Annotated in this window: 17 protein-coding genes and 1 riboswitch; of the genes, 8 read left to right on the forward strand and 9 right to left on the reverse strand. The window is 43.9% G+C overall.

Features of this window, described 5'->3' with window-relative positions; all coding sequences use genetic code 11:
• The first annotated feature begins 2 nt into the window (after positions 1-2).
• Positions 3-890: a TonB-dependent receptor gene (locus AWH66_RS14210; RefSeq protein WP_143081515.1), complete on the forward strand. Its 888-nt coding sequence runs from the start codon at positions 3-5 to the stop codon at positions 888-890.
• A 180-nt stretch (positions 891-1,070) separates the two neighbouring features.
• On the opposite strand, the gene AWH66_RS14215 is transcribed toward AWH66_RS14210, so the two are convergent.
• The 3 genes from AWH66_RS14215 to AWH66_RS14225 all read right to left on the reverse strand — a co-directional run bounded on the left by AWH66_RS14215 (position 1,071) and on the right by AWH66_RS14225 (position 5,557).
• Positions 1,071-3,380, reverse strand: coding sequence for an efflux RND transporter permease subunit (locus tag AWH66_RS14215; RefSeq protein WP_240495622.1), 2,310 nt, complete (start codon positions 3,378-3,380; stop codon positions 1,071-1,073).
• 253 nt (positions 3,381-3,633) lie between these two features.
• Positions 3,634-4,329, reverse strand: a complete 696-nt coding sequence (locus AWH66_RS14220) for a YccT family protein (RefSeq protein ID WP_240495623.1) — start codon at positions 4,327-4,329, stop codon at positions 3,634-3,636.
• A gap of 172 nt (positions 4,330-4,501) precedes the next feature.
• Positions 4,502-5,557 carry a porin gene (locus tag AWH66_RS14225; protein ID WP_063604397.1) on the reverse strand — a complete coding sequence of 352 codons (1,056 nt, stop codon included), beginning with the start codon at positions 5,555-5,557 and terminating at the stop codon, positions 4,502-4,504.
• Between the two features lie 534 nt (positions 5,558-6,091).
• On the opposite strand from AWH66_RS14225, the gene dinG reads away from it, so the two are divergent.
• Genes dinG through rsmS form a run of 4 tightly spaced genes read left to right on the forward strand, consistent with a single transcriptional unit; the run spans position 6,092 to position 9,656 of the window.
• A complete protein-coding gene (gene dinG, locus AWH66_RS14230) occupies positions 6,092-8,167 on the forward strand; it encodes an ATP-dependent DNA helicase DinG (RefSeq protein ID WP_063604395.1) in 2,076 nt (691 codons plus the stop codon).
• A gap of 14 nt (positions 8,168-8,181) precedes the next feature.
• The gene (locus AWH66_RS14235; protein WP_006074961.1) at positions 8,182-8,955 is read left to right on the forward strand and encodes a sulfite exporter TauE/SafE family protein; all 774 of its coding nucleotides are present in this window, start codon (positions 8,182-8,184) and stop codon (positions 8,953-8,955) included.
• A gap of 27 nt (positions 8,956-8,982) precedes the next feature.
• Positions 8,983-9,498 carry a primosomal replication protein PriC gene (gene priC / locus AWH66_RS25440; RefSeq protein WP_083400039.1) on the forward strand — a complete coding sequence of 172 codons (516 nt, stop codon included), beginning with the start codon at positions 8,983-8,985 and terminating at the stop codon, positions 9,496-9,498.
• Positions 9,498-9,656 (forward strand): pleiotropic regulatory protein RsmS, encoded by a 159-nt coding sequence (rsmS, locus tag AWH66_RS14240; RefSeq protein WP_083400040.1) that lies wholly within the window; start codon positions 9,498-9,500, stop codon positions 9,654-9,656. Before priC ends, rsmS begins: the two co-directional genes overlap by 1 nt.
• Before the next feature lie 71 nt (positions 9,657-9,727).
• Here rsmS and mukB read toward each other — a convergent pair whose 3' ends face one another.
• The 4 genes from mukB to cmoM are packed head-to-tail and all read right to left on the reverse strand — an operon-like array spanning position 9,728 to position 17,028.
• Complete coding sequence (gene mukB / locus AWH66_RS14245) at positions 9,728-14,176, reverse strand: chromosome partition protein MukB (protein WP_063604393.1); 4,449 nt, start codon at positions 14,174-14,176, stop codon at positions 9,728-9,730.
• A complete protein-coding gene (gene mukE / locus AWH66_RS14250; RefSeq protein WP_063604392.1) occupies positions 14,173-14,916 on the reverse strand; it encodes a chromosome partition protein MukE in 744 nt (247 codons plus the stop codon). The genes mukB and mukE overlap by 4 nt, the downstream gene beginning before the upstream one ends.
• Positions 14,897-16,234, reverse strand: coding sequence for a chromosome partition protein MukF (mukF, locus tag AWH66_RS14255; protein ID WP_063604391.1), 1,338 nt, complete (start codon positions 16,232-16,234; stop codon positions 14,897-14,899). Before mukF ends, mukE begins: the two co-directional genes overlap by 20 nt.
• A gap of 11 nt (positions 16,235-16,245) precedes the next feature.
• Positions 16,246-17,028: a tRNA uridine 5-oxyacetic acid(34) methyltransferase CmoM gene (gene cmoM, locus AWH66_RS14260; protein WP_063604460.1), complete on the reverse strand. Its 783-nt coding sequence runs from the start codon at positions 17,026-17,028 to the stop codon at positions 16,246-16,248.
• 114 nt (positions 17,029-17,142) lie between these two features.
• Between cmoM and elyC the strand changes: the two genes are divergently transcribed.
• The gene (gene elyC / locus AWH66_RS14265) at positions 17,143-18,036 is read left to right on the forward strand and encodes an envelope biogenesis factor ElyC (RefSeq protein ID WP_063604389.1); all 894 of its coding nucleotides are present in this window, start codon (positions 17,143-17,145) and stop codon (positions 18,034-18,036) included.
• A 50-nt stretch (positions 18,037-18,086) separates the two neighbouring features.
• Here the strand turns inward: elyC and AWH66_RS14270 are convergent, their stop codons facing one another.
• Together AWH66_RS14270 and torR are read right to left on the reverse strand one after the other, a co-directional pair.
• Positions 18,087-20,660, reverse strand: coding sequence for an Ig-like domain-containing protein (locus tag AWH66_RS14270; protein WP_083400041.1), 2,574 nt, complete (start codon positions 20,658-20,660; stop codon positions 18,087-18,089).
• Between the two features lie 256 nt (positions 20,661-20,916).
• A complete protein-coding gene (gene torR / locus AWH66_RS14275) occupies positions 20,917-21,627 on the reverse strand; it encodes a two-component system response regulator TorR (protein WP_063604388.1) in 711 nt (236 codons plus the stop codon).
• 281 nt (positions 21,628-21,908) lie between these two features.
• Between torR and torD the strand changes: the two genes are divergently transcribed.
• Together torD and purR are read left to right on the forward strand one after the other, a co-directional pair.
• Positions 21,909-22,562 (forward strand): molecular chaperone TorD, encoded by a 654-nt coding sequence (gene torD, locus AWH66_RS14280; RefSeq protein WP_006074952.1) that lies wholly within the window; start codon positions 21,909-21,911, stop codon positions 22,560-22,562.
• A gap of 302 nt (positions 22,563-22,864) precedes the next feature.
• A complete protein-coding gene (purR, locus tag AWH66_RS14285) occupies positions 22,865-23,869 on the forward strand; it encodes an HTH-type transcriptional repressor PurR (protein ID WP_063604387.1) in 1,005 nt (334 codons plus the stop codon).
• 179 nt (positions 23,870-24,048) lie between these two features.
• A riboswitch (cyclic di-GMP riboswitch) is annotated at positions 24,049-24,136 on the forward strand.
• Positions 24,137-24,251: the final 115 nt, after the last annotated feature.

Consider the following 24,251-nt stretch of genomic DNA (forward strand, 5'->3'; position numbering starts at 1 on the left):
CAATGACCAGTTTTCTTGTTTCCATTTTCCAACGCGCTGTAACTGCTTCTGCCTTAATTTCTGTAGGCATAAGTTCAGCTAGCGCCATCGAGCTACCTCTATTTAAGAAGGAAGCAGAAGAGCGTGGGTATACTTTACCCGAAGCGGTTGGACTTAGCTTGGGGTATATGAATGTGTCTCAAGGTATTAATGTCGACTCTATTGCTTTGACTGGTTTACCTAGCATTATTAAAGACCTGAATATCAACACACAGGGCGGCTACCAAGAAAGTGAAGTACTTACATTAAAGGCCGACGTTTGGATATTGCCGTTCCTTAACTTCTATGCGATTGGGGGCAAGTTGAATGGTTATTCGGAAACCACTATTACATCAGCCAACGGTACAATTGACTTAGGCTTTTTAGGCCAACACGAAGTTAGTATCGACGACATTAATGCACCATTTCGTCTAGACTTGGATGGTTATATGTACGGCACAGGTACGGTTATAGCCGGTGGCTATGAAAGTATCTTTGCACTCGTTGATGCTAGTTATACAAAAACAAAATTGACAGTAATCGATGGTGAAATTGATTCTATTGTGGTGTCGCCGCGAATTGGCTACGACTTTTCAAGAAATACGAACTTTCCAGTTAGAGCTTGGGTTGGCGCTCAGTATCAAAACATCGAACAAACTTTAACTGGAAACGTCAAAGATCTCCCTCTTGGTGGATTAGGAGACCTAGGCTTCATACAAAACGCCAAGTTTACGGTTAATCAAAGTCTCGCAAATAACTGGAACACCCTGTTAGGCGCTCAGTACGAGTTTACTCCAAATTGGGTTTTAGTTACTGAAATGGGTTTGGGGCAACGTAAGAGCTTCTTTGTTACTTTGGATGCGCGATTCTAACTACCGAGATTGCCAAAGTTAAATCTAAAGCATCGACTTAATTAGATAATAATGGAATTTACATCTAATTTGAGTTTATGTTCGCTTTGGGTAATTGACTACCTACGGAGGCTGGGTTCTTGTTACCACGGTACTGAGTGCACGCTTTGAGTAGATCCCTGCCTGCGCAGGGATGACCACCTATTGGCTTTGGCTATGTGCCGCTTTTTTCTTTGTTAGTTCTAGTAATACTGGTAGTAAAACCAAACTAAATACCAAGATGCAGCTAAGTGCGATGGTTAGCACTAAGCCAATAGAGTGCATTCCTCTATGTTCTGCGACGATTAGTGCTCCAAAAGTGGCGAGTGTCGTTAGGCAACTAATCAAGGACGCTTTAGGTGTAGAGGTTTTAAAGAAAGCCTCAATGTTTCTAACTGCTCTAAAACGCTTAACGATGTGAATACCATTATCGACCCCCAAGCCAAATATCAAAGGGATAACAATAATATTGGCCATGTTCATTGAAAGATTAAACCAATGCATCATGCCTAAAGTGGTAATTGAAGCTAAGCCAAGCGGAATAAAGATCAAAATAACATCACGCTTCTTGTCTACTGTCCAAATCAAAATGAGCGCAATACCAAATACCGACATCAAGATGGCGGCTTGAAACGCTTGGACAATAATACTTCCAACTTCTTGCTCTGCTACTGCACGCCCCGTTGCATTAGAAGCGATTTTTTTCACTTGAGAGATAAACTGTTCCAATTCATAAACATTTGTCATATCTCCCTTTGGAGTAACGGCAACCAGCCACTCGCCGTTATTACTAACGTAGCGTTGCTGTAGTGCTCTTGGTAAATCACTGACTAACGGAGCGACTAGCTTAGTTTCCGAGTTATTAACAAGCAATGAAAGGTTCTCAAACAGGTTCCTTGTCACTTTCTGGGTATCAATATCGGTAGGCAATTTCTCAGCGTCGACCCAATGTTTTGACAATGCAGACCGTCTAAATTCGGCATAATCCATTGGTTCGTCGGCTGACTGGGTATTGATCGCATTGTTTAGTTGTGAGTATCGCTGTTCGATTTTATTAGGTAGAAAATCACTCGCTATTGTTACATCTTGAACGCTCGTCTGACTCAATAGCCTTTTTTTCCACTGCTCAGCTTCTTGTTGATCCTTTGCTGTTGCATACAATTGATAACTTGAACCAAGGCCATATTGCTGAAGTGCATTTAAGCCCGCCACCGACTCAGAGTTAGGGTTTTTAAGAACCAATGTCGAGAAATCGAATTTAAACTGTGTTGCGCCATACCCCATAACAACCGCGAGAAGGCAGGAGGCGACCACTACCCGCTTTTTATTCTCATTTAGTTTTTGTCCAAACCATACAAATCGGTGAGTATCCACTTGATGCTTCACTGTTGGATACCCAAACAAAGTGAAGAACAACGGTATAACGATAAAGGTGGCGGCCAAACCTAAAATCATACCCAAAGCAGATATAATGCCCAACTCGCCTAAACCAGTGTAGCTAGTAGGATAAAAGCTTAGAAAGCCCAACGCTGAAGATAAGGCACACAGGGTAAGCGGCTTAATGGCGTGAGATGCCGCTGCTTTCAAACTTGTGACGTTACTATCACCTCTTGCTCTTAGTTCATGAATATGCAAACAGAGGTGAATGGAAAAGTCGACGGCTAAACCGATAAACATAACCATAAATACGATCGAAATCGTATTGTAAGACCCAACAACAAATAAACCTGCGGCAAATGTCCATACCAAACCAACTAGTACTGTTACGTAACAAGCAAGAATGACACGTAAAGAGCGAATGCCGATAGCTAGTATTAGAACCAAACCTAATAACGACGCAGATCCAGCAATAGCAATACTGTTGTTGGCATCGGCGATTTCATCAAAGTCCAAAGCTGCTTGGCCGGTGATTTGGACTTTGATGTCACTGGGTAAATTCTGAGATTCAATAATACGGTGAATTGTTTCAATTATCGCTCTATTGGGCTCTTTTGCAGCGTCGTCAGGTTGAGCTACTATGGTAATAGCAAACGCTTTAGGTATCGATATGTTAGCTTTTAATAATTGTTGCCAGTCTACTACCTTGCTATCAATTGCTGACAACAGAGGACCAAGGGACGCTTGCTCTTGCGTATCGAGGGAACCGAAATATTGCTTAATATTTTGTCCTCTCGCTGCTTGAACTGCAGGTTCAATTTCATCCTGTGCTGTTTTTAACAGATGTAGAAATTCTGTGTCCGACAAAAAGCCCAGCGAGTATTGTTGAAACCAAGAAAGCGAGCTTGGCGCGAAGACTTCTTTAAACAAAGCCTCTTTTGCTAAAGCATCCGACAAATCGTCAACATGTTGTTTTAACTGCGGGTCGGTATTACTAGTAATAAGCAACACGACATTCCCAGTATCAGGGAACGTGCGATCTAACGTTGCTAAATTCTCAACCCATTGCCCCTCTTGTTTTACCAGAGAAGACAAATCCGCGTTCATTTTAAAATGTTGTTGACCATACCAAGCACAAAGAGCGGTCAAAGAAAGGACAAGAAAAAGTGTTAGCTTAGGAAAGCGTAGAATATGAGAGATAAATCGGTTCACAGTAAGATTTGAGACAAACGTTAATTAAAGTAATGATAGCCCAAAATCGCTAAACATTGGTTAACTTCCTGTCAGACACTACTAATGAAAAAGGAGGCAAAAGCCTCCTTTTTGTAATATCCATCACATCAAATGATTATTCTTGATCAATCATCCACTTGCGGAATTCTTTACGTTCTTCTTTTGAGGCCTTAAGGTACCAAGCTTTCAGCTGCTCGACATTTTCTGCTTTTATCGGTTCAGATTTTACTGTGGTTTTCGGAACGTTATTATTTACAGCGGTAACATCCTTAGAAGTTGCTACCGCAGCTGCTGTCACTAAGGTTGCTGTAGCAGCTTGTTCCGCTTTAGTCATTTGACCATTATCGAAGACAATACCTCTTTCAGCGTTGTGTGCTGCAATCAGCTCATCCATTTTCATATAAGGTAAGAAACCGCTTTGTGCTTGAAGTTTCTCTTGAGAATAGGAAAGGGTACTGCCGTCTTGTGTTATGCGCCAGTCAGGTTGATCTGTTCTAAATGCGGCTTTTGCCTCTTGCTCACTTCTGGCTACTGGATGATTGATTTTTACTTCATCACCAGAGACATTGAATGTAAGAACATAAGGAGCAGAAGTATATACACTTGCACCGCCTCCTTTACCCACCTTTTTATCCATTCTAACGACGACTTGGTTTTCTCCGGGTACCAGCTCGTTTTCCCCGATTCTATTATCCGCTTCCTGACCATTAATGAAAAAAACTGAGACACCTTTCAACGGAATGAGTGTCGCTGCACTGACTGAAAATGAATAGCAAAGAGTAACTAACGCGACCACCATACTTTTTTTCACAGACCCTACTCCCTTACAAAATACAATTGGGCTACGGCATTTAGAATGCCACAGATTTTTGTACTAAAATAGCCATATTTAAGAATATTTGGCCATAAAATGTTGATTCCCCGCATAAAAAAGAGCCACCGTTAGGTGGCTCTTTCAATATATAAGACTTTAGTTTCAGCTATTAGAATTCAGCTTTAACACCAACTGCGAAACCTGTACCATTTTGCTTGATGTCTGGGGCAGCTGAAGTACCTACGTTCGAGTAACCATCGTTACCACCAACTTCAGCATAAACAGTCGCACCTGGAGCTACAAGATAACCAGCATTCACAAACCAGTTAGTTTGTGTATCCCATGTGCCGTTAGCAGTACCATCAGATAGGTCTTCATCATACTTAGATTGGCTCACACCTGCTGCGATGATAATTTGATTGATAGTGTAGTCCGCAGCAAACGCGTAAGTTTGACGTGTAAGTGACTCATCACCAGTAGGATCTAGCTTCATGTTGTAGTAACCTAGTTCTAGGTTTAGATTTTCAACACCAGCCCAACGACCTTCTACTGCGTAAAGAGTTTCTTTACCTTCAAGTTTAGTTTCTGAACCACCTAGACGTGCATCATCTCCAGAGAAATCTGCATTGCCGTAGAAACCTGTAAAGTCAAAATCAGCTACACGTACACCAACTTTACCATCGAACATGTAACCGTCTTTACCAAGACTTGCGTTGCCGTTTTTGTCTTGCTTATACGCTAAAGCACCATAAAACATGCCTTTATCAAGGTCGTAACGAACAGACTCGTCAGCTCCAAATGGAGAACCTTTAGAGAAGAAAGAGTTCACACCAAATTGGTAATCTGAGCCAATACCTGCATCATCTAGGACTGAGTCAAGACGACCAACGATCAAAGAACCAGCTGCTTGAGAATAAACACCTACGTAAGTGTTACCAGCTTCAACTGTTTTGCTTGTACCTTTAGTTACACTGTCGTTTGCGCCATCAAATTCCCAATATGCACCAAACTGAAGGTCATCGTTGATTGCGTAGCGAGTATCAAAACCAAAGTCTGCGTCTTGAATCTGCTGTTGGAATTCAGCGCCATCAGTCACATCTTTCAAGTAAACAACTTCAATGTCACCTTTTAGGTTAACAGTAACTTTGTTTTCGTTATAGATTTCGATACCTGCTTGCGCAGAACCCGCTGCTAGTACAGCTAGAGCTACTAGAGTTTTTTTCATGATAATCCACTGCCTTTTCTTAGATGGGAATTCCTTTTCGGTTCCCTTTTTTAATATATGTGACGTCTAAATCTTCCTTCAGAACGACAACCTTTTGTCCTTTGGTTGATTCAGCGTCTTTAAATCTCGAAACCAAGAATGCAAAAGTTATCAGACAATGTCAAACACTCTAAACAAAATAAATAAATATATGTAAAAGCATATAAATCAATGCATTACAGATTTATTAGTGATGTGTCGCAAATTTTTTGAACACCTTTCGATTGCAATACCAGTCTTGTTTTTAGGTAACATTCATAAATTTAATTCTACAAAATGGGTGAACAACACGCATTTAATAGAATTTTATTCGTTACAAATATGTTTTTTGGGGTTTTATATTTTTTACCATGTAAAAAATATAACCTAATGTGAAAGTTCACTTATTTTTTGTGACTTTGATCTAAATACCCACACTAGATGCGACTGTTTTTGAACATATTTTTCACTAGCTAAAGTGTGCTACACTCGCTCGTCGTCAATTTAGGGCTGTTTATGCTTACCAGTAAAATCCAACAATCCATTCGTCAGAGTTATCAAAACCTTCAAAACCAGCTAGAAAACTTTGTTCCGCGTCGAGCTCAGAATTATCTTGTTTCAGAAATCGCTAAAACACTATGCGGTCAATATCACAAATCCACTCGGATGATTGTTGCTGAAGCCGGCACTGGAATTGGTAAAAGTCTGTCTTATTTGATGGCGGCTATACCCGTTGCCGTTCAAAATAATCGTAAGGTGGTTATTTCTACTGCAACGGTTGCCTTGCAAGAGCAGCTTCTTGATAAGGATTTGCCACTGTTCCGACGTATCACCGACCAAAACTTCTCTTTTATTATTGCTAAGGGAAGACAACGCTATTGCTGCGCCGAGAAATTGGCCGTGGCAAGCGGTGCCGATGGCGGCCAAATGGCCATGTTTGAAAGTAAGCCTAAAAAATCTGATATAGAGCAGCTTCAACTCATGTACGAGAAACTAGCTCAGGGTAAGTGGGACGGCGATAGAGACTCCTGGCCTAAACCCATTGACGATGTCATTTGGCAAACCATCGTCAGCGAAAAGCACAGCTGTAATAACAGTTTACCTGCTCACCGAGGTTGCCCATTCGCTAAAGCACGCTCTGAACTAGATAAAAACGATGTCATTATTGCCAACCACAGTTTGGTGATGGCCGATGCAGATCTTGGAGGCGGTGTTATCTTACCGGACCCAGAAAACACTATCTTTATCTTCGATGAGGCTCATCACCTTCCGCACGTTGCGCGCGACCACGCATCAGCTGCCGCCACTTTAAAAGGTGCAGCTTCGTGGTTAGAAAGATTGAACCAGTCTGCTAGTAAGTTCTCTGGTTTGGCCGATGAGAAGCGGGTGGCTCGCTTTCGCAACGAACTACAGGATTCCATACAGCAGCTCATCCCTCTATTAAATGAGGTCAACTCTTATTGCTCTGGTCTTCCATTTGAAGAAGAGAGTTGTCGTTTCGAGAATGGCGAGCTACCCAGCTGGCTAGAAGAACAGTCTAAAGCACTAAAACAGTTTTCTCAGAAAGGCGCACAAGCATCAGCGAAAATTGCTGACCTCATTTCAGAAAGACTCAAAGATGGAGAGGTATCAGCCAAACTAGCCGAACCCGCTTTAGCCGAATTGGGTTTTTATATTCAGCGCTTTGATAATCTAGCCGCCGTTTGGCGGCTCATGGCCGAGCCTAAGAAAGAGAAAGGCGCACCATTGGCACGCTGGGTAGAAAAAAGCAAAGAGCGTGAGGGTGACTACGTTATCAGTGTCGCGCCTCTTGAGGTAGGCTGGCAATTAGATCAGCAATTATGGTCTCGATGTGTGGGCGCCGTCCTTGTATCAGCGACGATGCGTGCACTCAATTCCTTCGCTTTTTTCTGTAATCAAGCAGGTATCAGTCAGAAATCTGAGGACGGCGTTCAGTTTTTAGCGTTAGCTTCACCTTTTAATTATGCTGACCAGGCAGAGCTTATCGTGCCAAAAATGCGCAATGAGCCACAGGCCCCACAGTTCACTGAAGAGCTGACAGAAAAGCTGTTTGACTTTATTCAGGATGGCAAAAGTAACTTGGTGCTGTTCTCCTCTTATTGGCAAATGAATAAGGTCGCCGATGATGTTCGCTCAAAGTTTGCTCTAAAAGGCTGGCATCTGCAGGTTCAAGGTGAGAAATCACGCACTGAAATTCTAAATAAACATAAAACACTAACTCAATGTCAAAAAACCAGTGTGCTTTTCGGCACAGGAAGTTTCTCTGAGGGACTAGACTTGCCTGGAGAGCTGTTAGAGAACTTAATTATCACAAAAATACCTTTTGCGGTGCCGACTTCTCCCATCGAGCAAGCACACGCCGAATATATAGAAAGCAAAGGTGGCAATCCGTTTATTCAGATTACAGTTCCAGAGGCGAGTAAAAAACTGATACAATCTGCGGGCCGTTTGCTACGTAAAGAAAGAGACTGTGGAACTCTCTATATTCTCGATAGGCGAATCGTCACAAAAAGGTATGGCAAGTCTCTGCTCGATTCCCTACCCCCTTTTAAAAGAACAATAGAATACTAAGGTCTCAAATCTCGATGGAATTTATCGAACCTAGCATGTTGGTTATTTTGGCGCTTGTCGCCTTTGCCGCTGGCTTTATTGACGCGGTCGCAGGTGGTGGCGGAATGCTAACGGTACCTGCACTGCTATCGCTAGGACTTCCCCCACACATAGCACTTGGTACCAACAAGCTGGCAGCTACATTCGCTTCATCTACCGCGGCGTTTACGTACTATCGCAAAAGGTTATTTAGCCCTGAATGCTGGTATCGTGCTTTTATTGCGACCCTCATCGGTGCGACTATTGGTACTCTCGTTGTTGATATGATCAGTACCGAATGGTTAGAGAAGATCCTACCTCTTATTATTCTTGCCGCAGCGCTCTACACGGTTTTTCAAAAAGCACCTCAAGGCGATGAACAGAACAAGGTTCATGTGGGTTGTCCAAAGTTTAATCGAAAGCAGTACTTACAAGGACTGTCTTTAGGCTTTTACGATGGTGTTGCCGGTCCTGGTACTGGTGCATTCTGGACAGTCAGTTCAATGGCTTTATACAGGCTGAACATTTTATTCGCTTCCGGTCTCTCAAAAGCCATGAACTTCACCAGTAACTTTACCTCACTGATAACGTTCGCGGTATTAGGCCATATTAATTGGGTTTTGGGCTTAACCATGGGGCTGTGCTTAATGGCTGGTGCTTATATCGGTGCGCATTCCGCTATTCGATTTGGTGCCAAGTTCATTCGACCTATCTTTGTTACCGTCGTAAGCATTCTGGCCATCAAACTAGCGTATGATGCTTGGTTATAATTTGATAGAAGAGAAAGAGGAGCTGCAATGAAATTGCCTGAAGTTAAAGCTCGACTAAAGCAACTCCACCAAGATGCTCAAGCATTTGATTTTCAAAATCGTGGTCACAAAAAGCCACTGTTTGATAAACACCTTTTCTCCTCTTCCAACTTTCTGCTTCAACCTTGCGTTACAGAAACCGAGCGAACCTTAGACAAAATCATCACGCTGAGTAAGCAAGGTATTGGCGGCTCTTCTTCAGAAATTTGGGTGACAAAGTTCACCGAGCAACTTGAAGCGATTGAGCGAATCTTGCTCATTACTAATACACCCACTGATACTGCTTTAGAAAGCAAATCCCTCGAACAATTGAGGGCTGACCTTAAACAACATCAAGTTTGGGAACAAAAGTTGTGCACTCTTGTGAGGCAACAAGAACAGAGCCTGACAGATGGTCAAACGACCAAGCCACAACTTATCTCGACCGAACAACGTTTACAACGCTGCCGCAATGCTATGAATGCGATTCAGCACACCATCAATCAAAAGATGAGGTTTATATAATGTCTTCTGAATCTGGGCTCGATAATGCACCTGAAGAAATCAAACTTGCCGTTGATCTCATCTTTCTATTGGAAAGTAACGAAGTTGATCCTAAAGTTGCACTCAAGGCGCTAGAAATCGTAAAAAGCGATCTATTAAGAAAAGTGGAGAACTGTTAGGGCAAGATCTCTACTCAACTTGCATAAGCTAAAAAAAAAGCCTTCCAACAAGAAGGCTTTTTAGTTTTTCTTTACGCTGTTACTTGTTCAACTAACTTTTCAGCATCATCTAATCGTTTGTTCTCACCAAAACCGCGAAGACCGACAACATGAACATGCTCGTGATCTTTGAACACTTTACGCACCAGTTTATACGTCGTCCCTTTCTCTGGGCTGATGTTCTCCGGTGCGGCAATGAGTAACTGCATGTCTTGGCGGTCACAAAGTTCAAATAGTGTCGCGATGGATTTAGCATCAAGACGCGCGGCTTCATCTAGGAACAATAAACGACAAGGCAAAATATCTTTGCTACGCAAACGGCGCGATTCTTCTTCCCAGCTTTGCACTACCATTAACAGAATCGACTGACCAGTACCGATGGCTTCGCCTGTCGATAGTGCGCCCGATTCCGCCTGCAGCCAACCATCCGAACCACGGTTAACCTCAACACTGAGCTCAAGGTAGTTTCTATAATCCAGTAACTCTTCGCCCAATACTTGCGGAGAGCGTTGTCCCATATCGATATGTGGGTTAACACGCTGGAACAACTTAGCCATCGCTTCAGAGAAGGTATAACGCGTTGTCTCGAACAAGTCTTTGTGCTCACCAGTTAGAGCGACTAACAATTGCTCATGGCTTTCACGAATCTTGACATTAAGTCTTACGCCTTTCACCTGACCGAAATGAATATTCGATAGACCTTGGTTAAGCATACGAATTCGATTCTGCTCGCGCTGAATCGTTTTCTTGATGATGCTTGATACCGAGTCCGAACTAATAGCTAAGCGATTTTCGCGTTGCGTCAGTTCTTCAGTCAAGCGAGCCAGCTCTACTTCCATCTCTTCGATGGCTTCAACCGGATCATCGGTACGGATGATATCCTGACGGATACGTTCTCTTAGATGTTGGTATACAGCGATATAGAACAGGACTTTACGTTCTGGTTTGGAAGTATCTTCCGATTGACGCAGTGAATCACGCAAATCTTCGTTATCAGCGACTGCCAAACGCAGCGCACCCAATGACTTATCCGACATTGAACGCAATTCACCAGCACTCATGTAGGCGAGTTCACGTTTGTGTAATCGACGCTCTACGTCATTAGCTTTGGCTAGACGTAATACACTGCACCATCCCGCTTTTGCTGCTACCACATAGGTACGTAACTCGACGTACTCTTTCTGAACCTTTTTCAGACGTTTCGCCAAACCCTTCATTTCAAGTTCAGTGGACGTCATGGTTTTCTCGTATTCACTCTTACGAGTACGAGATGTTTGCAATGCTAACTGAAGCTCATTACGACGCTGCTCTGCACGTTCCAATGCGGATTCATCAGGGACAATACCGTATTCCTGAAGCTCTGCTCTAAACTCTTGAACCGTTTCCAGTTTAGCTTGATGGGAACTCTTAAGAGACGCCAGTACTTGGTTGTATTGGTTGGCTTGCTCCTGAACTTGCTTTAAGCCTTCGCGCAAACGAGCACGCGTTGATTCAGCTTGCACTAACTTCGCTTTAAGTTGCTCACTAAGTTCACTACTTTGATTCAACATATTTATGGAATCAGCATAAGCAAAGTAAGGACGACGCTCAGCCAAATCGGCAACGGCAAAGATCTGCGCTTTTAATACTTGCAGATTTTTGTCCGCAGATTGGTATTGCTCCGTTAACGCTTCAAACTGCTCTGGGTCACTATCCAACGCATTGACTACACTAGACAGTTTTTCTAGTGTAGAGCCGTGCTGATTAACATACGCGTTCGCTGAGGTTAGCTGTTCCATTTGCGATTGCAGTTCTGCAAATCGCTCAATCAATGTCTCATCAAACAAAACATTTGATGAAATCGCCAATCGATCGAGTAAACCGACCGATTGCTTTGTCGCCACCAGCTGCGAGTTGATCTGCTGTTCACGTTGTTTGTGGTCACTTAGTTCACGAGTTACAGCACTTCGTTGCTCACGCAGACGCGCTAGCTGTACTTCAGGGTCGGATTCAAATGCTAGCTGCATATGCTGTGCAGCGAAAGCATTGAATGCTTGGTAAAGACGTTGCAGCTTTTGTGCATCAAACGCCGCTTTCGCGTGCTTTTCAACGGTCTCTTCACGTTGTTCACGCAGCAGCTCCAAACGCTGTTCACGCGCCGCTCGGCCAAATAGAGGGATCTTCGGAAAACGCGAGTAACGTAACTGTCTTTCATTAAGCTGTACGCACACCGCACCATCTAATTCGTCAGCATCAAATGAACTATCATCAAATGCATCGATGTCGCCTTCGATGATGTACAAATCTTCTGGACAATCATCAAGCTCTACCAGCTTTTCTTTAATTCCATCAAGGTTTGACACTACAATCGCGTGACGAGCTGGACCATACATTGCGCTAAAGTACGGCGCATCATCAATAGTAATGTCATCGTAAATCTCAGAGAGAAGCACGCCACCCAGTGTATCTGCCAAACATTTTAAGCGTGGATCATTTGAACCACCCGGAGACGCAAGACGTTCAATTTCAAGATCAAGTTCTTCGCGACGTTTCGCTAATGAGTCGCGTTCAAATGAGGTTTTACGTTCGTTATCATTCACTTCCTGCATTGAGCTGATAACATCCGCTCGATCTGTCAGTTCCAGACCACTTTGCTCTCTTAACTCTTCTAGCGCGTTGTATGACTTAATCCATTGAGGAGCATAACGCTCAAGTTTACTAATTTCAGAAGCCAGTTCCTGTTCGCGCTGCTTCGCGTCACTTGATGATTCACGTAACTGCTCAAGTCGTTGCTCGCCTTCTAGCACTTTTTCGCGCTGACGCTCTACTTCTATCTCAATATCCATTTCATTGGCTATTGTGACGCCAACACTATGGAGATCGTTAACCAGTTGCTGAGCTTGCACTTGGCGTTCAATGTTCTTTTCAGTATCACGGAACTGTGCTCGTAGCTGGGATTCATTGCCAAGCAGTTGACGCTGTTCATCCACTTGCTTTAACGCTGCTCTTGCCGCGCTTGCTGCTTTATTCCGAGGCACATCGCCTGCGACTTGCTGGACCAGTTCTAATGCAAGCTCAAACTGCTTCGCCGCAGCAGAAGACATATCCAGCTTATGCTTAAATTCCAGCAATTGAGTAGTACGTTCTGCTTCTTCGGTTTTCAGCTGAGTTAGTTTAGACGCAGCGCCATCTTGCTCCAGAGCGTCATCATCAAGCAACTCGCGCGCCTTCTCTAATGCTTGGACCGCCTGTTGATATTGCAGCGCGCGCGTCTGTTGTACATCCAGGGCTTGTTGGTAATCTGCTAGCTGCGTTTTTAAGCTATCCACTTCTTCTTCAGCGAATGTCGCTTGCTCTTCTGCGCCTAACTTACGCTCTGTGGCCTCTTCGACTACCATCATTTGCTCTTCAAGGCGCTCGTTGAGCTCCTCAAGATCTTCTTGATAACGTTCGATCTTCTCTTGTTGGCGTAAAGCATTTTGAACCAACAGTAAGTGGTCTTGCGCTCCTTGATAGTCTTGTTCGAGACCAGATTCGCTTTCGAGAAGCATGGACAGTTCTTGCTGAACTTTATTTAGCAATTCATTCTGTGCAATCAAGGTTTGTCTTGAGCCAAACAACTCATTGCGCATCGCCATTGTAGTTTCAAGCTTATTACGGCGCTCATTCGCATGGCGCATATAATCTGCAGCAACATAGTTCGTTGATTCAGTAATAAGGTGCTTGAACAGATCACGGTCGGCTTGCGTCGTTTTGATGGCTTCTAGGGTTAAACGGTTTTCGCGCAGTGCCGATTCCATATCTTGGAATGCTTTTTTCACACCACCATTTTGAGGCAATAGATAGTCACGAAGCGAGCGAGTAATGGCGCTTGAAATACCACCATAAAGCGAGGCTTCAATCAGACGATAAAACTTCGAGCGGTCGCTGCTATTACGCAATTTCTTTGGCAAGACACCAAACTCAAACATTTGTGCATGATAATCAACAATAGAATTAAACGTTTTAAAGTGAACGCTTTCCATACCGCTGACCGCATCTTTCACTTCATTAATTTGGCGGACACGAGCGTGGTTGTCAGACACTGCTTCTATTAGGATATCGGTCGGCTTAACGCTGCTTGGCAAACCTTGAATAATAAACGGTTTGATATCGACTTTTTTATCTCGTCCAGCAACTTGCTGCAATTTAACCACGAACAAGACTCGTTGATTACGTGAGTTCACAACGTCGAGTGCCGAGTAACATGTGCCTGGTTGCAACTTACCGTATAGGCCTTTATCTCTCGATGCCTGAGAACTGCCGGCTTCTGTCGTATTTCTAAAGTGAAGCAAGCTTTGGTCGGGGATCAGAGCCGTGATGAATGACGCCATTGTAGTAGATTTGCCCGCACCGTTACCTCCAGATAACGTGGTCACTAGGCTATCAATGTCAAAAGTACGCGCGAAAAAGCCGTTCCAGTTGACCATCGTCATTGATTGATACTTACCTCTTTCAATCATACGTCAGCCTCCTGATCATGTTGCTGAATATCCAATTGTTCGGTTAACTCTGTCTCTTTCACTTCTTCGCTAGGAATTAAGCTACCTTGTGATGGTGCTTGAGTATGCGCTACCGCTTCACCATCGCGAATCAGTCTCAATTGAGCATCACGCATATCGTCACCAACCCTAACGTCGGCACCAAAGCGGAACACCGCCTCACTGATGCGGAACTTACCAGTATCGCCAATAGAGATCGTCATACCTAGGCGGCGTAGACGTCGTAAAGACGTACGTACTTTTTCAAACAGCTTTTCTTTATCGAGATCCGATCCTGTTGCGCGATTAGTGACGAGCCGCATCAGTTTCTTTTCATCAGCGAGTGCCAATAACTCGTCATACAGTTCTTGATTGGTAAAGATGCCTTCATGAGCTAGACGCTCTGGGCTCAAATACAAAAAGCACAGTACTTTGCCCACCAGCATATCTAATTCTGACAACACACTTCGACCGATTAACGTGGTCGAACGAGGGCGTAAATAGAAGAATCCTTCAGGCGCTTTCACCAATTCCGTGTTATAGCGCTGATAGAAACTCGCCAGTTCCACATCAAAATCACACAAAAGAGCGTGATTATCCAAGTCTTCTGAGGAGATGTGTTTGCCCGCACGAAGTGCACTATCTAGTGCAGGAAAAAGCGGATTTGTTATCGCTTTTGCCAGTTTTTCTGACATGTATTCGTCAATATTTGTCGATGACATTTGCTTGTACCTTTGCGCCAAAATCGTTGATAGCTTGCCAATCTGGTTGAATGGCGGAGTAATCGGATTGTGAGTAACCCAACCGAACTGCTTGGTCCACAACGATTCTTGCTAGATCGAAATGATGAGTGTGTGGGTGTGCAGCAAGATAGTCTCGAAGCACTATGCCTAAATCAATTGGAGCGCCCTGCTCTTTATGCACTTTCAGCATGTCTCCAATACGCTCGGCAAGTTCATCATTTACTTGTTCAAATTCTTCATATTCCACTTCAAGTGGCACAGCCCCCGTCACTTCGTCATTACGAAGCACCAAAGCTTCATCACGAAGGTCGGTGAGTTTTTCTGCGTCGGCATAGGTTAAATACCATGGCGCGTCAAAGTAGTCGGTCACGGACTGACGAAGTCTTTGGCTGAATGCTCGGTTTTGATCCATATCGATCGCAGTACGGATAAATTTATGCACGTGACGATCGTAACCAATCCATAAATCGATCGCTTGCTGACCCCAGCTGATGATTCGATCTAACTTCATTTGTAAGCCAAAGAGCGCCTCTCCCACAAACTCAAGCTCATCATCGCCATAGACAATCTCTTGAATATCAAGTATTTGAGTTTGTAGTTCATCCCCTGCTGCTTGCAGAGTATCTTGAAGCTCACGAAGGTTAGCAGAGGTTTCAGACAACAAAGCTTCGCAATTGTTGATGGCTTCTCGCCAGTCTTTATTAAGTAGCTCTGCAATTTGCGATTTGACCGACTGCTGCTGCTCATCCATAACTCGTTGGTTCAAATCAATCTGGTCGAAGATTTCACCCACTGAGTATTTCAGAACACCAAACACGTTCTTACGCCAGTGACCAACCGTCCCGCCTTCTTGAGCCGCGAGAATGGCTTTCGCCATTTCATCCGCCACCATAGAAAGCTGGATAGACAGTCTGAGTTTTGAGAACTCACGATGCCTGACGTAGTAATCCGTAATGCCAATCGCTAGTGGACTGAGACGGTAGATGCTTGCGCCATCGTTTATCTCACTGGTAAAACGACTTAGCAGCCTCTGTTTAACTAATTCATTAATCGCATTATTGGCACGAAACGCGGTCGCTTCGCCCGTTTGCTCGAACTGTTGGGTGACGATCTTGAACGCGTCATGCAGTTCGCCTTCCCCAAGTTCTTCATCAAATCTTTCATTACCCAATACCGTAATGGATATGAGAAATGCCAACCGTTCTGTGGAAAGATTCAATGCAAAATCATGCTGCTTGACCCAACCGACGAGTTCATCAATCGGTCGGTCATCCGCAATCAGAGTGTTATCACTCATGGTCTTTCCTGTTATTGTTTTTTCCTCGCCGATACATGTATGTATCGGCCCATGGAGAGATAGGGTTCTTGGCGACACAGCTGCTGCTCTATTTTTAGAACATCTTCAGCAGTGTAGTCTCCCATGTATTGCATATTGCCAATGTAATCACTGAATGAACGAATGCCGGATTTGCCACATATTTCAAATCCCGCATCCTCTATCCATTGATAAACTTCCTCTGGCTTCAGCCCTTTTTGTGGCTGAAGCTTAAATCTTTTTCTATGTGGCATGCCTTCAAGTACATGAGGAATATTGCCACATATGACGTTCTTAAATACCAATCCATGATGATTGTAAAACATGACAGAAGCGATGCCACCTGGTTTTACTTGCTGCAAAACCGCTTCTAGCGTGGGCTTAGGTTCAGCTAACCATTCCATAACAGCATGAAACAACACCAGATCTACTGGTTGATTCATATGCTCTGCAATACGCTGTACTGGACTATGTATCCAGCGATATTGCGAGAGTAGCCCGTTTTTTTCAACATCTGCCTTGGCCAACTTGAGCATTTCAGAAGAGAGGTCACATAATGTGATCTTGTGTCCTCTCTCAGCAATTCGTTGCGAAACTTGCCCTAATCCACCACCAGCATCTAAAACTTCTAGTTTTTTTCTTGTATCATCCAGCGCTGCGAGAGCTTGGGTTAAGTCTTCCCAAACAATAGTTTGGCGAATTTCACCCTTCTCTGAGCCGTAAATATTTTTTGCAAATTTGTGGGCGATATCGTCGAAATTTCGGTCTTGCATCACGGTGTATTGAGTTAAGATAACCAGTTGTACAGCTATTCTGTCATATAAGTGACAGGAATAAAGGGGCAACTCCCTTTTTTAGCGTTAAGTGGTGTTTTTTCGGACTATTATTCTATGTTTGAGCTGAAAAAGGTTGTGTCCTCATTACTAATGCCTCTACCTGCCATGTTAATTCTTGGTTTCTTGGGCTTAGTTCTCATCATGTTTACGGCACGCCGTAAACTAGGCAGCCTGATTATTCTCGTGTCTCTGTGTGGGACTTTTCTTATTTCATTCCAACCCTTATCTAGTCGCCTGTTGATGCCACTTGAGCGCCAATACAGTGCGTTCTTGCCAATTAATGAAACCATCGACTATGTGATGGTCCTTGGTGGTGGACATGTGGTCGACGACCAAATTCCACCCACTTCAGAACTGAGCCGAGCTTCATTAATGCGCTTAAGTGAAGGTATCCGGATTCTTAGAATGTATCCAGGCGCTAAATTGATTCTATCTGGTTATGATGGTGGCACTGGTGTCAGTCATGCTAGAACCATGGCCAAAGTTGCCCTTGCTTTAGGTATTGCCAAACCAGATATCATTTTACTGGAAACAGCGAAAGATACATGGGAAGAAGCCCGACAAGCCGCTGGATTCGTTCAGAATAAGAAACTTGTTTTGGTGACATCTGCTAGTCATATGAAGCGTGCTATGCATGAATTTGAAGCTGCTGGCTTGACCCCATACCCAGCACCGACTAACTTCTTAGCGCAAAAAGACATTGAGCAAGCATGGCAGAAATATACGCCATCATCTCGTTACTTGGAGCAGACTGAGCGATACTGGCACGAGACCATGGGATTAATATGGCAAGACCTTCGTGATTGGGTGGCCAACGAAGGTAACCAAGAGTTTTTACCTTCCGTCTCTGAGTTAGAATCTTCTGAGGGCGTAGATAAGATCACTGAGCAGGACATTGAAGCTCAGCTTGCTCCTGAAGAACCACAAGAGGCAGCGAACGCTCAATAACATTAAGGCACTATAAAAGACGCCTCACCGCAGAGTGAGGCGTCTTTTTATCAATTATTCAACTGCTCCAATTTCGCTTTCACTGGTTTTGAGAAGTTGAACCCATCATGTTGATCCCAGTTAATTGACCACGTCATAACCCCTCCGAAGTTTGGAGATTGATTGTTCGGAATCACGTTATCACATCGACTCTTTGTCACCATACAATCTAGTGCGGCTTCTATATTGGCGATAGGAGCTTGTCCAGAATTTGCTGAACTAGGTCCCGATGGAAGACCTATAGCAACTTGATCATCTCTTAGAGGCATAAAGCGACTACCATCAGCAAGTTCAAACCCTTCAATAAGCATTTTCGACGCTGCGACCATCATATCAATTGATCCTTCTGGCGCTGCTCCAGTTGTGTAGGGGTTCGCTAATCCACCATTGTTATAGAGCTGAACATGTAACAGATCCAGCATGTCACGGACCTGATCTATCACCGGAATATACGCCCCCCAGATTCCAGAATACGCCACCATTCCCCCTTGAACATAAGGATGCTCCGGCGCCATGGTCAAATACATATCTCCAACCATATTGGCTTCAATGGCACGTAGCGCTCTTGGCAAACGCGCTTGGATTTGACTACCGTGAACTAGGTTAGAGCCGCTTTCCAAATCTATATCGAGGCCATCAAAGCCCCACTCCTCTATAATGGCACTCAGACTGGACACAAAAGCGGCTTCATCAGAGTCAGTATTGAGAGTGATAGTACCTTCCGCTCCCCCCAAAGACAGAACGAAAATCTTACCTTCTGTCTGCAGTGCTTTGATATCCTGTTTGAATTGTACTGGATCGATAGGCTCACAGTCGGAGCGAATATCACCATTGTAAAGATTAAAGTGAACCGTGCCATTGCTGTTACGATCGTTATCAGCAAAAGCGATATCGATGATATCCCAGTCTTTAGACATTTGGTTAAGTGGAATCGGACAACCAGAGCCATTGACAAAATTATGCCAATAGCCAATCAGTTTGTGCTTAGGTTGAACCACAGATTTAGCTGTCACCATAATACTGTCAGACGCTACGCTATTTCCTTGAGCATCGTTGGCAACGACATTAAGTTGATAGGTTCCCACAGAGGGCGGAATCCAAGAAAATACGTAGGGTGCAACATTGTCTATTGCTGTGCTTTGACCGTTTACAAACAGCTCGACTTGCGTCACATCGCTCTGCAACGAGTTTGCTTGAGCTTGCACCGTGACAGGCTTATCGACAGCCACCACACTTCCTGAAACAGGTTCCATTACCGATGTGACAATGACGTTATCACTGACATTTACGGTTTGTCTCACACTGGTTTGCAGCCCATCATTATCTGTCGCCAAAAGTTCTAGGTCGACTACGTTGAGCAAGTTGGCATTCCATGCCCATTGATATGGAGGTTGGATTAATTCCCCTAGACTCACGCCAGCAACAAACGCTTCTACCGATACGACCGTTCCATCCTCGTCGCTTGAACTGGCTAAGATAGAGACGTCGCTTCCCAATAGAACGATTTCTCCCGGTTGCGGACTATCAAATGAAACTTGAGGGGCCGATGAGCATGCGCCTAAATTCGTCCACGCATCTTGCCAATGCTGACCAACGCCAGGTTCATACGCCCAACTAGCATTTGAAGAACACCAACCGGCAACATCACATTGGAATAATTCATTGTTATGAGTCACTAAAGTGCCTTGGTTATAATTTGACCCAACCACATAGGACAATGCGCTTGAGCAGCGACCTGCTGCTGATACTGGCGCCACTGAAATAGAAATTTGTTGTGACTCAGACTTCGCACCTTGATCATCGCTAGCAATAGCGACTGCGATATAGTCACCAGCTTGAGCGGGCTGCCATTGGTGCTCCCAGGGCGCGGCATTAATATCAGCTACCATTTTACCGTTAACGTTGAATACCACCCCACTTACCACACCATCAACGTCAGAAGCCTGTGCTGACAACAATACATTTTCACCCAGAGCAATGTTCGTTGTATTGGCAGATAGGGTTACTTGTGGAGGCTGGTTCTCGACGTTACTCACTGCAAAAGTACGAGTAACTGCAGTTACTGCACCTTGTTCATCCTCCGCTATGACATCGAGCTGATAGTTACCCGCTTGTGCCAACCAAGAGACGGAATAAGGTGACGTTGTGACTGTGCCTAGCAACTCCCCTTGTAGCAAGAATCTTACTTCTTGAATTTGGCCATCACTATCACTGGCACTGGCTTCAAAAGCGACCAAATTACCCGAGGTCAAACTGGCCCCTTCTATGGGAGACAGCACATTCAAACTAGGGGGCAGGTTTGTCCCACCTTGTCCATTACATTGGCCAAGCAAGCTCCATTCTTGCCATTCTCCAGAGTTCTCTGACGGACTAACATTCTGACTCCACCAAGTCGCTTGGTAAGCCATCGATTGTTGAACCACTTTTTGACCGCCACTATACGCCGTCTCAGCCTGCCAAATTGGCAGACCTTCACACTGGTAAGTTTGAGCAAAGCTAGGAAAAGCGTAAAGCAGCAGCGGTATACTAAGACAACTTTGCCACGTTTTTAATCTGATATACCGAGCAGAACTGATCGCGTCCATATAACCATCCTTGTGTTGAACTTTGACAATTTTAACTGCCTCTATCGAGTTACCGTGTAGAGGTTCAGTTACAAGCTAGTTCAAACCAAGGGGTTCAATTTGGTCGTACGAGAAATTCGTCAATCAGTTCGAGGCAGTTAACAGAATAGACAACAAGTTGCATTCAATACATCGAATAAAGTTAACCTTAGTCCCAATAAAAAACCCCAGAGCACCAACACGGTAGTCTGGGGTTAACGATACGGAAAACAGTGAATTAATCACCTGCAAACATATACCCTTCACCGTGGACAGTAATGAAAATCTGTGGGTTCTTAGGATCCAACTCCATCTTCGCACGCATGCGACGAATTAAAACATCAATAGTGCGATCATTTGGCGCATCAACTCTGTGGCTGATCATATTAAGTATCCGCTCGCGGCTAAGTACCTGATTAGGGTATGCCGATAGCGCTACTAAGAGTTCGTACTCTGCCTTGGTGAGTTTTACGGGCTCCCCATTGTTACTTAGCGAACGGCGCTGCTTGTCAAACACCCACTCACCAAAGTAAATCAAGTTCTCATTCTGCACCGACTCTTCAATAACAGGTTGTTTTCTGGCCAGAGAAATACGCCATAGCAAATTTTTGACACGGACTAAAAGCTCCCTCAATTCGAAAGGTTTCGTCACATAATCATCTGCACCCATTTCCAAACCAACGATACGGTCAATACTATCTGTGCGGCCCGTCACCAGAATGATGCCAATATCTGACTGACTTCTTAATTCACGCGTTAGCATCAGTCCATCTTCTTTCGGCAAGTTGATGTCTAACATCACCAAGTCGATGCTAGATTCCTGTAGAATCTGACGCATTTGTTCACCGCTCTCCGCTTCACTGACTAAGTAACCTTCACTTTCGAAGTAACCAGCAAGTTTGCTGCGCGTAACGACATCATCTTCCACTACTAGAACGTGATATTTCATGTCTTTCTATCTCAATCTTTCAATGACAGAGTCATTCTATTCATAATTAGTCACAATTCTAGCCTACATTGACGCGAATTGAAGAAAACTTGCTTTTTCTTGATTCAAAACAAATAGAAATCCTAACTTCGAATATGCAACAGGGATTTATCCAAAAACCTTGTTCCACACCAACCTGTTTTCACAATCTTTCATTTTCCATCCTTTTTTTTTCACATCAATGATTACTGTTGTTCATCTTTATTAGCTAAAATAGAGATAACACTTTTGGAGATAAGAAAATGCAAGAAATCAAAGCATTTAACGAACAACGTGCTGAATTATACTGGTGGCTTTCGAGCCTCTTTGCTAGAGAGCTAACCACAGAAGAACTCGAGAAATATCAAAGCCCAGATATACGCGCTTTCCTTACTGGACTGGGTGAAAACCCAACGCTATCAGCTCCTATCGCCTCTATGGTCGACGCACTAAACAGACTGCAAGTAAGAGAAGATGCCCAACTAGAGTTGTCTGCTGACTTTTGTGATCTGTTTTTGAAAACAGATAAGCATGGGGCACTACCTTATGCTTCTTTATATATTGGTGAGTCAGGTCTATTAAACGACAAACCAGCCCAAGTGATGTCAGAGTTGCTTGCGGAGCACAATATTGCGGTAACTGAAAACTTAAACGAACCAGCGGATCATTTGGCTATTGAGCTCGATTTTCTCGGGAACCTCATTATTCGTTCCAACGAATTAGAGTCAGAAGCTCACATGAATGAGGCGATGGAGCAGCAAGCAGAGTTTATTGAGCAACACCTGCTAACTTGGGTACCACAATTCGTGACTAAATGTCAGCAGCACGATGAGTTCGGTTTTTACGCTGCGGTATCCACTGTACTTCAAGCACTCATCAAGCTAGATCTTGATTACTTAAAAGGTGATCAAGCCTAAGATTTTGAGGCGCATGTACTGTTTATCACTCACCGTTACAGACAAAAGTGCGCCTTATCTATAAATTTGTTGTATAAGTGATTGCTTGTATCAATGGGGAAGACTACAATCCGCCGTTTAAATGCAAAAGCCGCTTTGGTATTCAACAAGCACAATAATAATCTGTCGAACTGTTGAACCAAACCGCTGAAAAGCGGTTTTTTCATTCAGAATGCACTACTTATTAGGAACCCATATATTGGCTTCCAGAATTCGAAGCGGTATTGGCTATTAATAGCACTCCGCGATAAAAGGATATAGCTATGGCAACAATCAAAGATGTCGCCCGTCTGGCTGGCGTTTCAACGACCACCGTTTCTCACGTAATTAATAAAACTCGTTTTGTAGCAGAAGCCACACAAGAAAAAGTGATGGCAGCGGTAGATGAACTTAACTATGCACCAAGCGCGGTTGCTCGTAGTTTGAAATGTAACTCGACCAAAACGATTGGAATGCTCGTTACTCAATCTACAAACTTGTTCTTCTCGGAAGTCATCGACGGTGTTGAAAGTTACTGCTATCGCCAAGGCTATACTTTAATCCTATGTAACACAGGTGGTGTCTACGAGAAACAGCGCGACTATATTCGCATGCTCGCAGAAAAGCGTGTTGATGGCATTTTGGTTATGTGCTCCGACTTAACTGAAGAGCTACTAGAAATGCTAGACCGTCATTCAGATATTCCGAAAGTGATTATGGACTGGGGCCCAGAAAGCTCTCAAGCCGACAAGATCATTGATAACTCGGAAGAAGGCGGCTATCTCGCAACTAAATATCTCATCGATAACGGTCATACTGATATTGCATGCTTGAGCGGCCACCTAGAGAAAGCCGTTTGCCAAGAGCGTATTGTCGGCTATAAGCGTGCTCTAGCGGAAGCGGGTATCGAAATGAAAGATGATCGAATCCTAGAAGGTAACTTCGAATGTGATACGGCCGTGATTGCCGCTAACCGTATTGCAGCAATGGAAGTTCGTCCAACTGCCGTATTCTGCTTCAACGACACCATGGCATTCGGTTTAATGAGTCGCCTGCAACAATTAGGTGTAAAAGTTCCAGAAGATATTTCCGTTATCGGTTATGACAATATCGAATTGGCTGAGTATTTCTCTCCACCACTGACAACAGTGCACCAACCGAAGCGCCGTGTAGGTAAGAATGCGTTTGAGATTCTTCTAGAACGAATCAAAGATAAAGGTCACGAAAAACGCATTTTCGAAATGCACCCTGAGATTGTAGAACGTAATTCTGTCAAAAAACTCACATAATCCTGAAAAAAGTGCCTTTCTAGGCACTTTTTTTTGATCCTCACCCAATAAACTGAACGCTTTATTGTTTGTTTCGACATACTCTCCCGCACAAATCCCAATCAATTATCTGAAGCAATATCACACTTTTACCATACAACCATCATAGATGTGAGTCATTTTCATTTATTCTAAATATGTCACGCACAGGGCAAACCACTTGAAAGGGTGGGACGCAAAGCCACCGGCCTAAACCAAATTTATTTGATAGGTAGCGGGGTTACCGATGGCAAAGGTATTAGCATTCTTTTGGTTTACCGCTAACAGAAGGCTGACACCCGTTTGCTATACTCTCGGACCTGATTTTGGTGACACAATCAATAACACCGAGAAAAGAATAAGC

This window comes from Vibrio barjaei, from assembly GCF_001639065.2.
GTDB lineage: Bacteria > Pseudomonadota > Gammaproteobacteria > Enterobacterales > Vibrionaceae > Vibrio > Vibrio barjaei.

Bases quoted from the DNA above. Each gene is read 5' to 3' on its own strand.
- rsmS (WP_083400040.1), top strand. From the start codon at position 9,498: ATGTCTTCTGAATCTGGGCTCGATAATGCACCTGAAGAAATCAAACTT.
- dinG (WP_063604395.1), top strand. From the start codon at position 6,092: ATGCTTACCAGTAAAATCCAACAATCCATTCGTCAGAGTTATCAAAAC.
- torD (WP_006074952.1), top strand. From the start codon at position 21,909: ATGCAAGAAATCAAAGCATTTAACGAACAACGTGCTGAATTATACTGG.
- AWH66_RS14225 (WP_063604397.1), bottom strand. From the start codon at position 5,557: ATGAAAAAAACTCTAGTAGCTCTAGCTGTACTAGCAGCGGGTTCTGCG.
- AWH66_RS14235 (WP_006074961.1), top strand. From the start codon at position 8,182: ATGGAATTTATCGAACCTAGCATGTTGGTTATTTTGGCGCTTGTCGCC.
- mukE (WP_063604392.1), bottom strand. From the start codon at position 14,916: ATGTCATCGACAAATATTGACGAATACATGTCAGAAAAACTGGCAAAA.
- AWH66_RS14270 (WP_083400041.1), bottom strand. From the start codon at position 20,660: ATGGACGCGATCAGTTCTGCTCGGTATATCAGATTAAAAACGTGGCAA.
- mukF (WP_063604391.1), bottom strand. From the start codon at position 16,234: ATGAGTGATAACACTCTGATTGCGGATGACCGACCGATTGATGAACTC.
- AWH66_RS14210 (WP_143081515.1), top strand. From the start codon at position 3: ATGACCAGTTTTCTTGTTTCCATTTTCCAACGCGCTGTAACTGCTTCT.
- purR (WP_063604387.1), top strand. From the start codon at position 22,865: ATGGCAACAATCAAAGATGTCGCCCGTCTGGCTGGCGTTTCAACGACC.
- mukB (WP_063604393.1), bottom strand. From the start codon at position 14,176: ATGATTGAAAGAGGTAAGTATCAATCAATGACGATGGTCAACTGGAAC.
- priC (WP_083400039.1), top strand. From the start codon at position 8,983: ATGAAATTGCCTGAAGTTAAAGCTCGACTAAAGCAACTCCACCAAGAT.
- torR (WP_063604388.1), bottom strand. From the start codon at position 21,627: ATGAAATATCACGTTCTAGTAGTGGAAGATGATGTCGTTACGCGCAGC.
- elyC (WP_063604389.1), top strand. From the start codon at position 17,143: ATGTTTGAGCTGAAAAAGGTTGTGTCCTCATTACTAATGCCTCTACCT.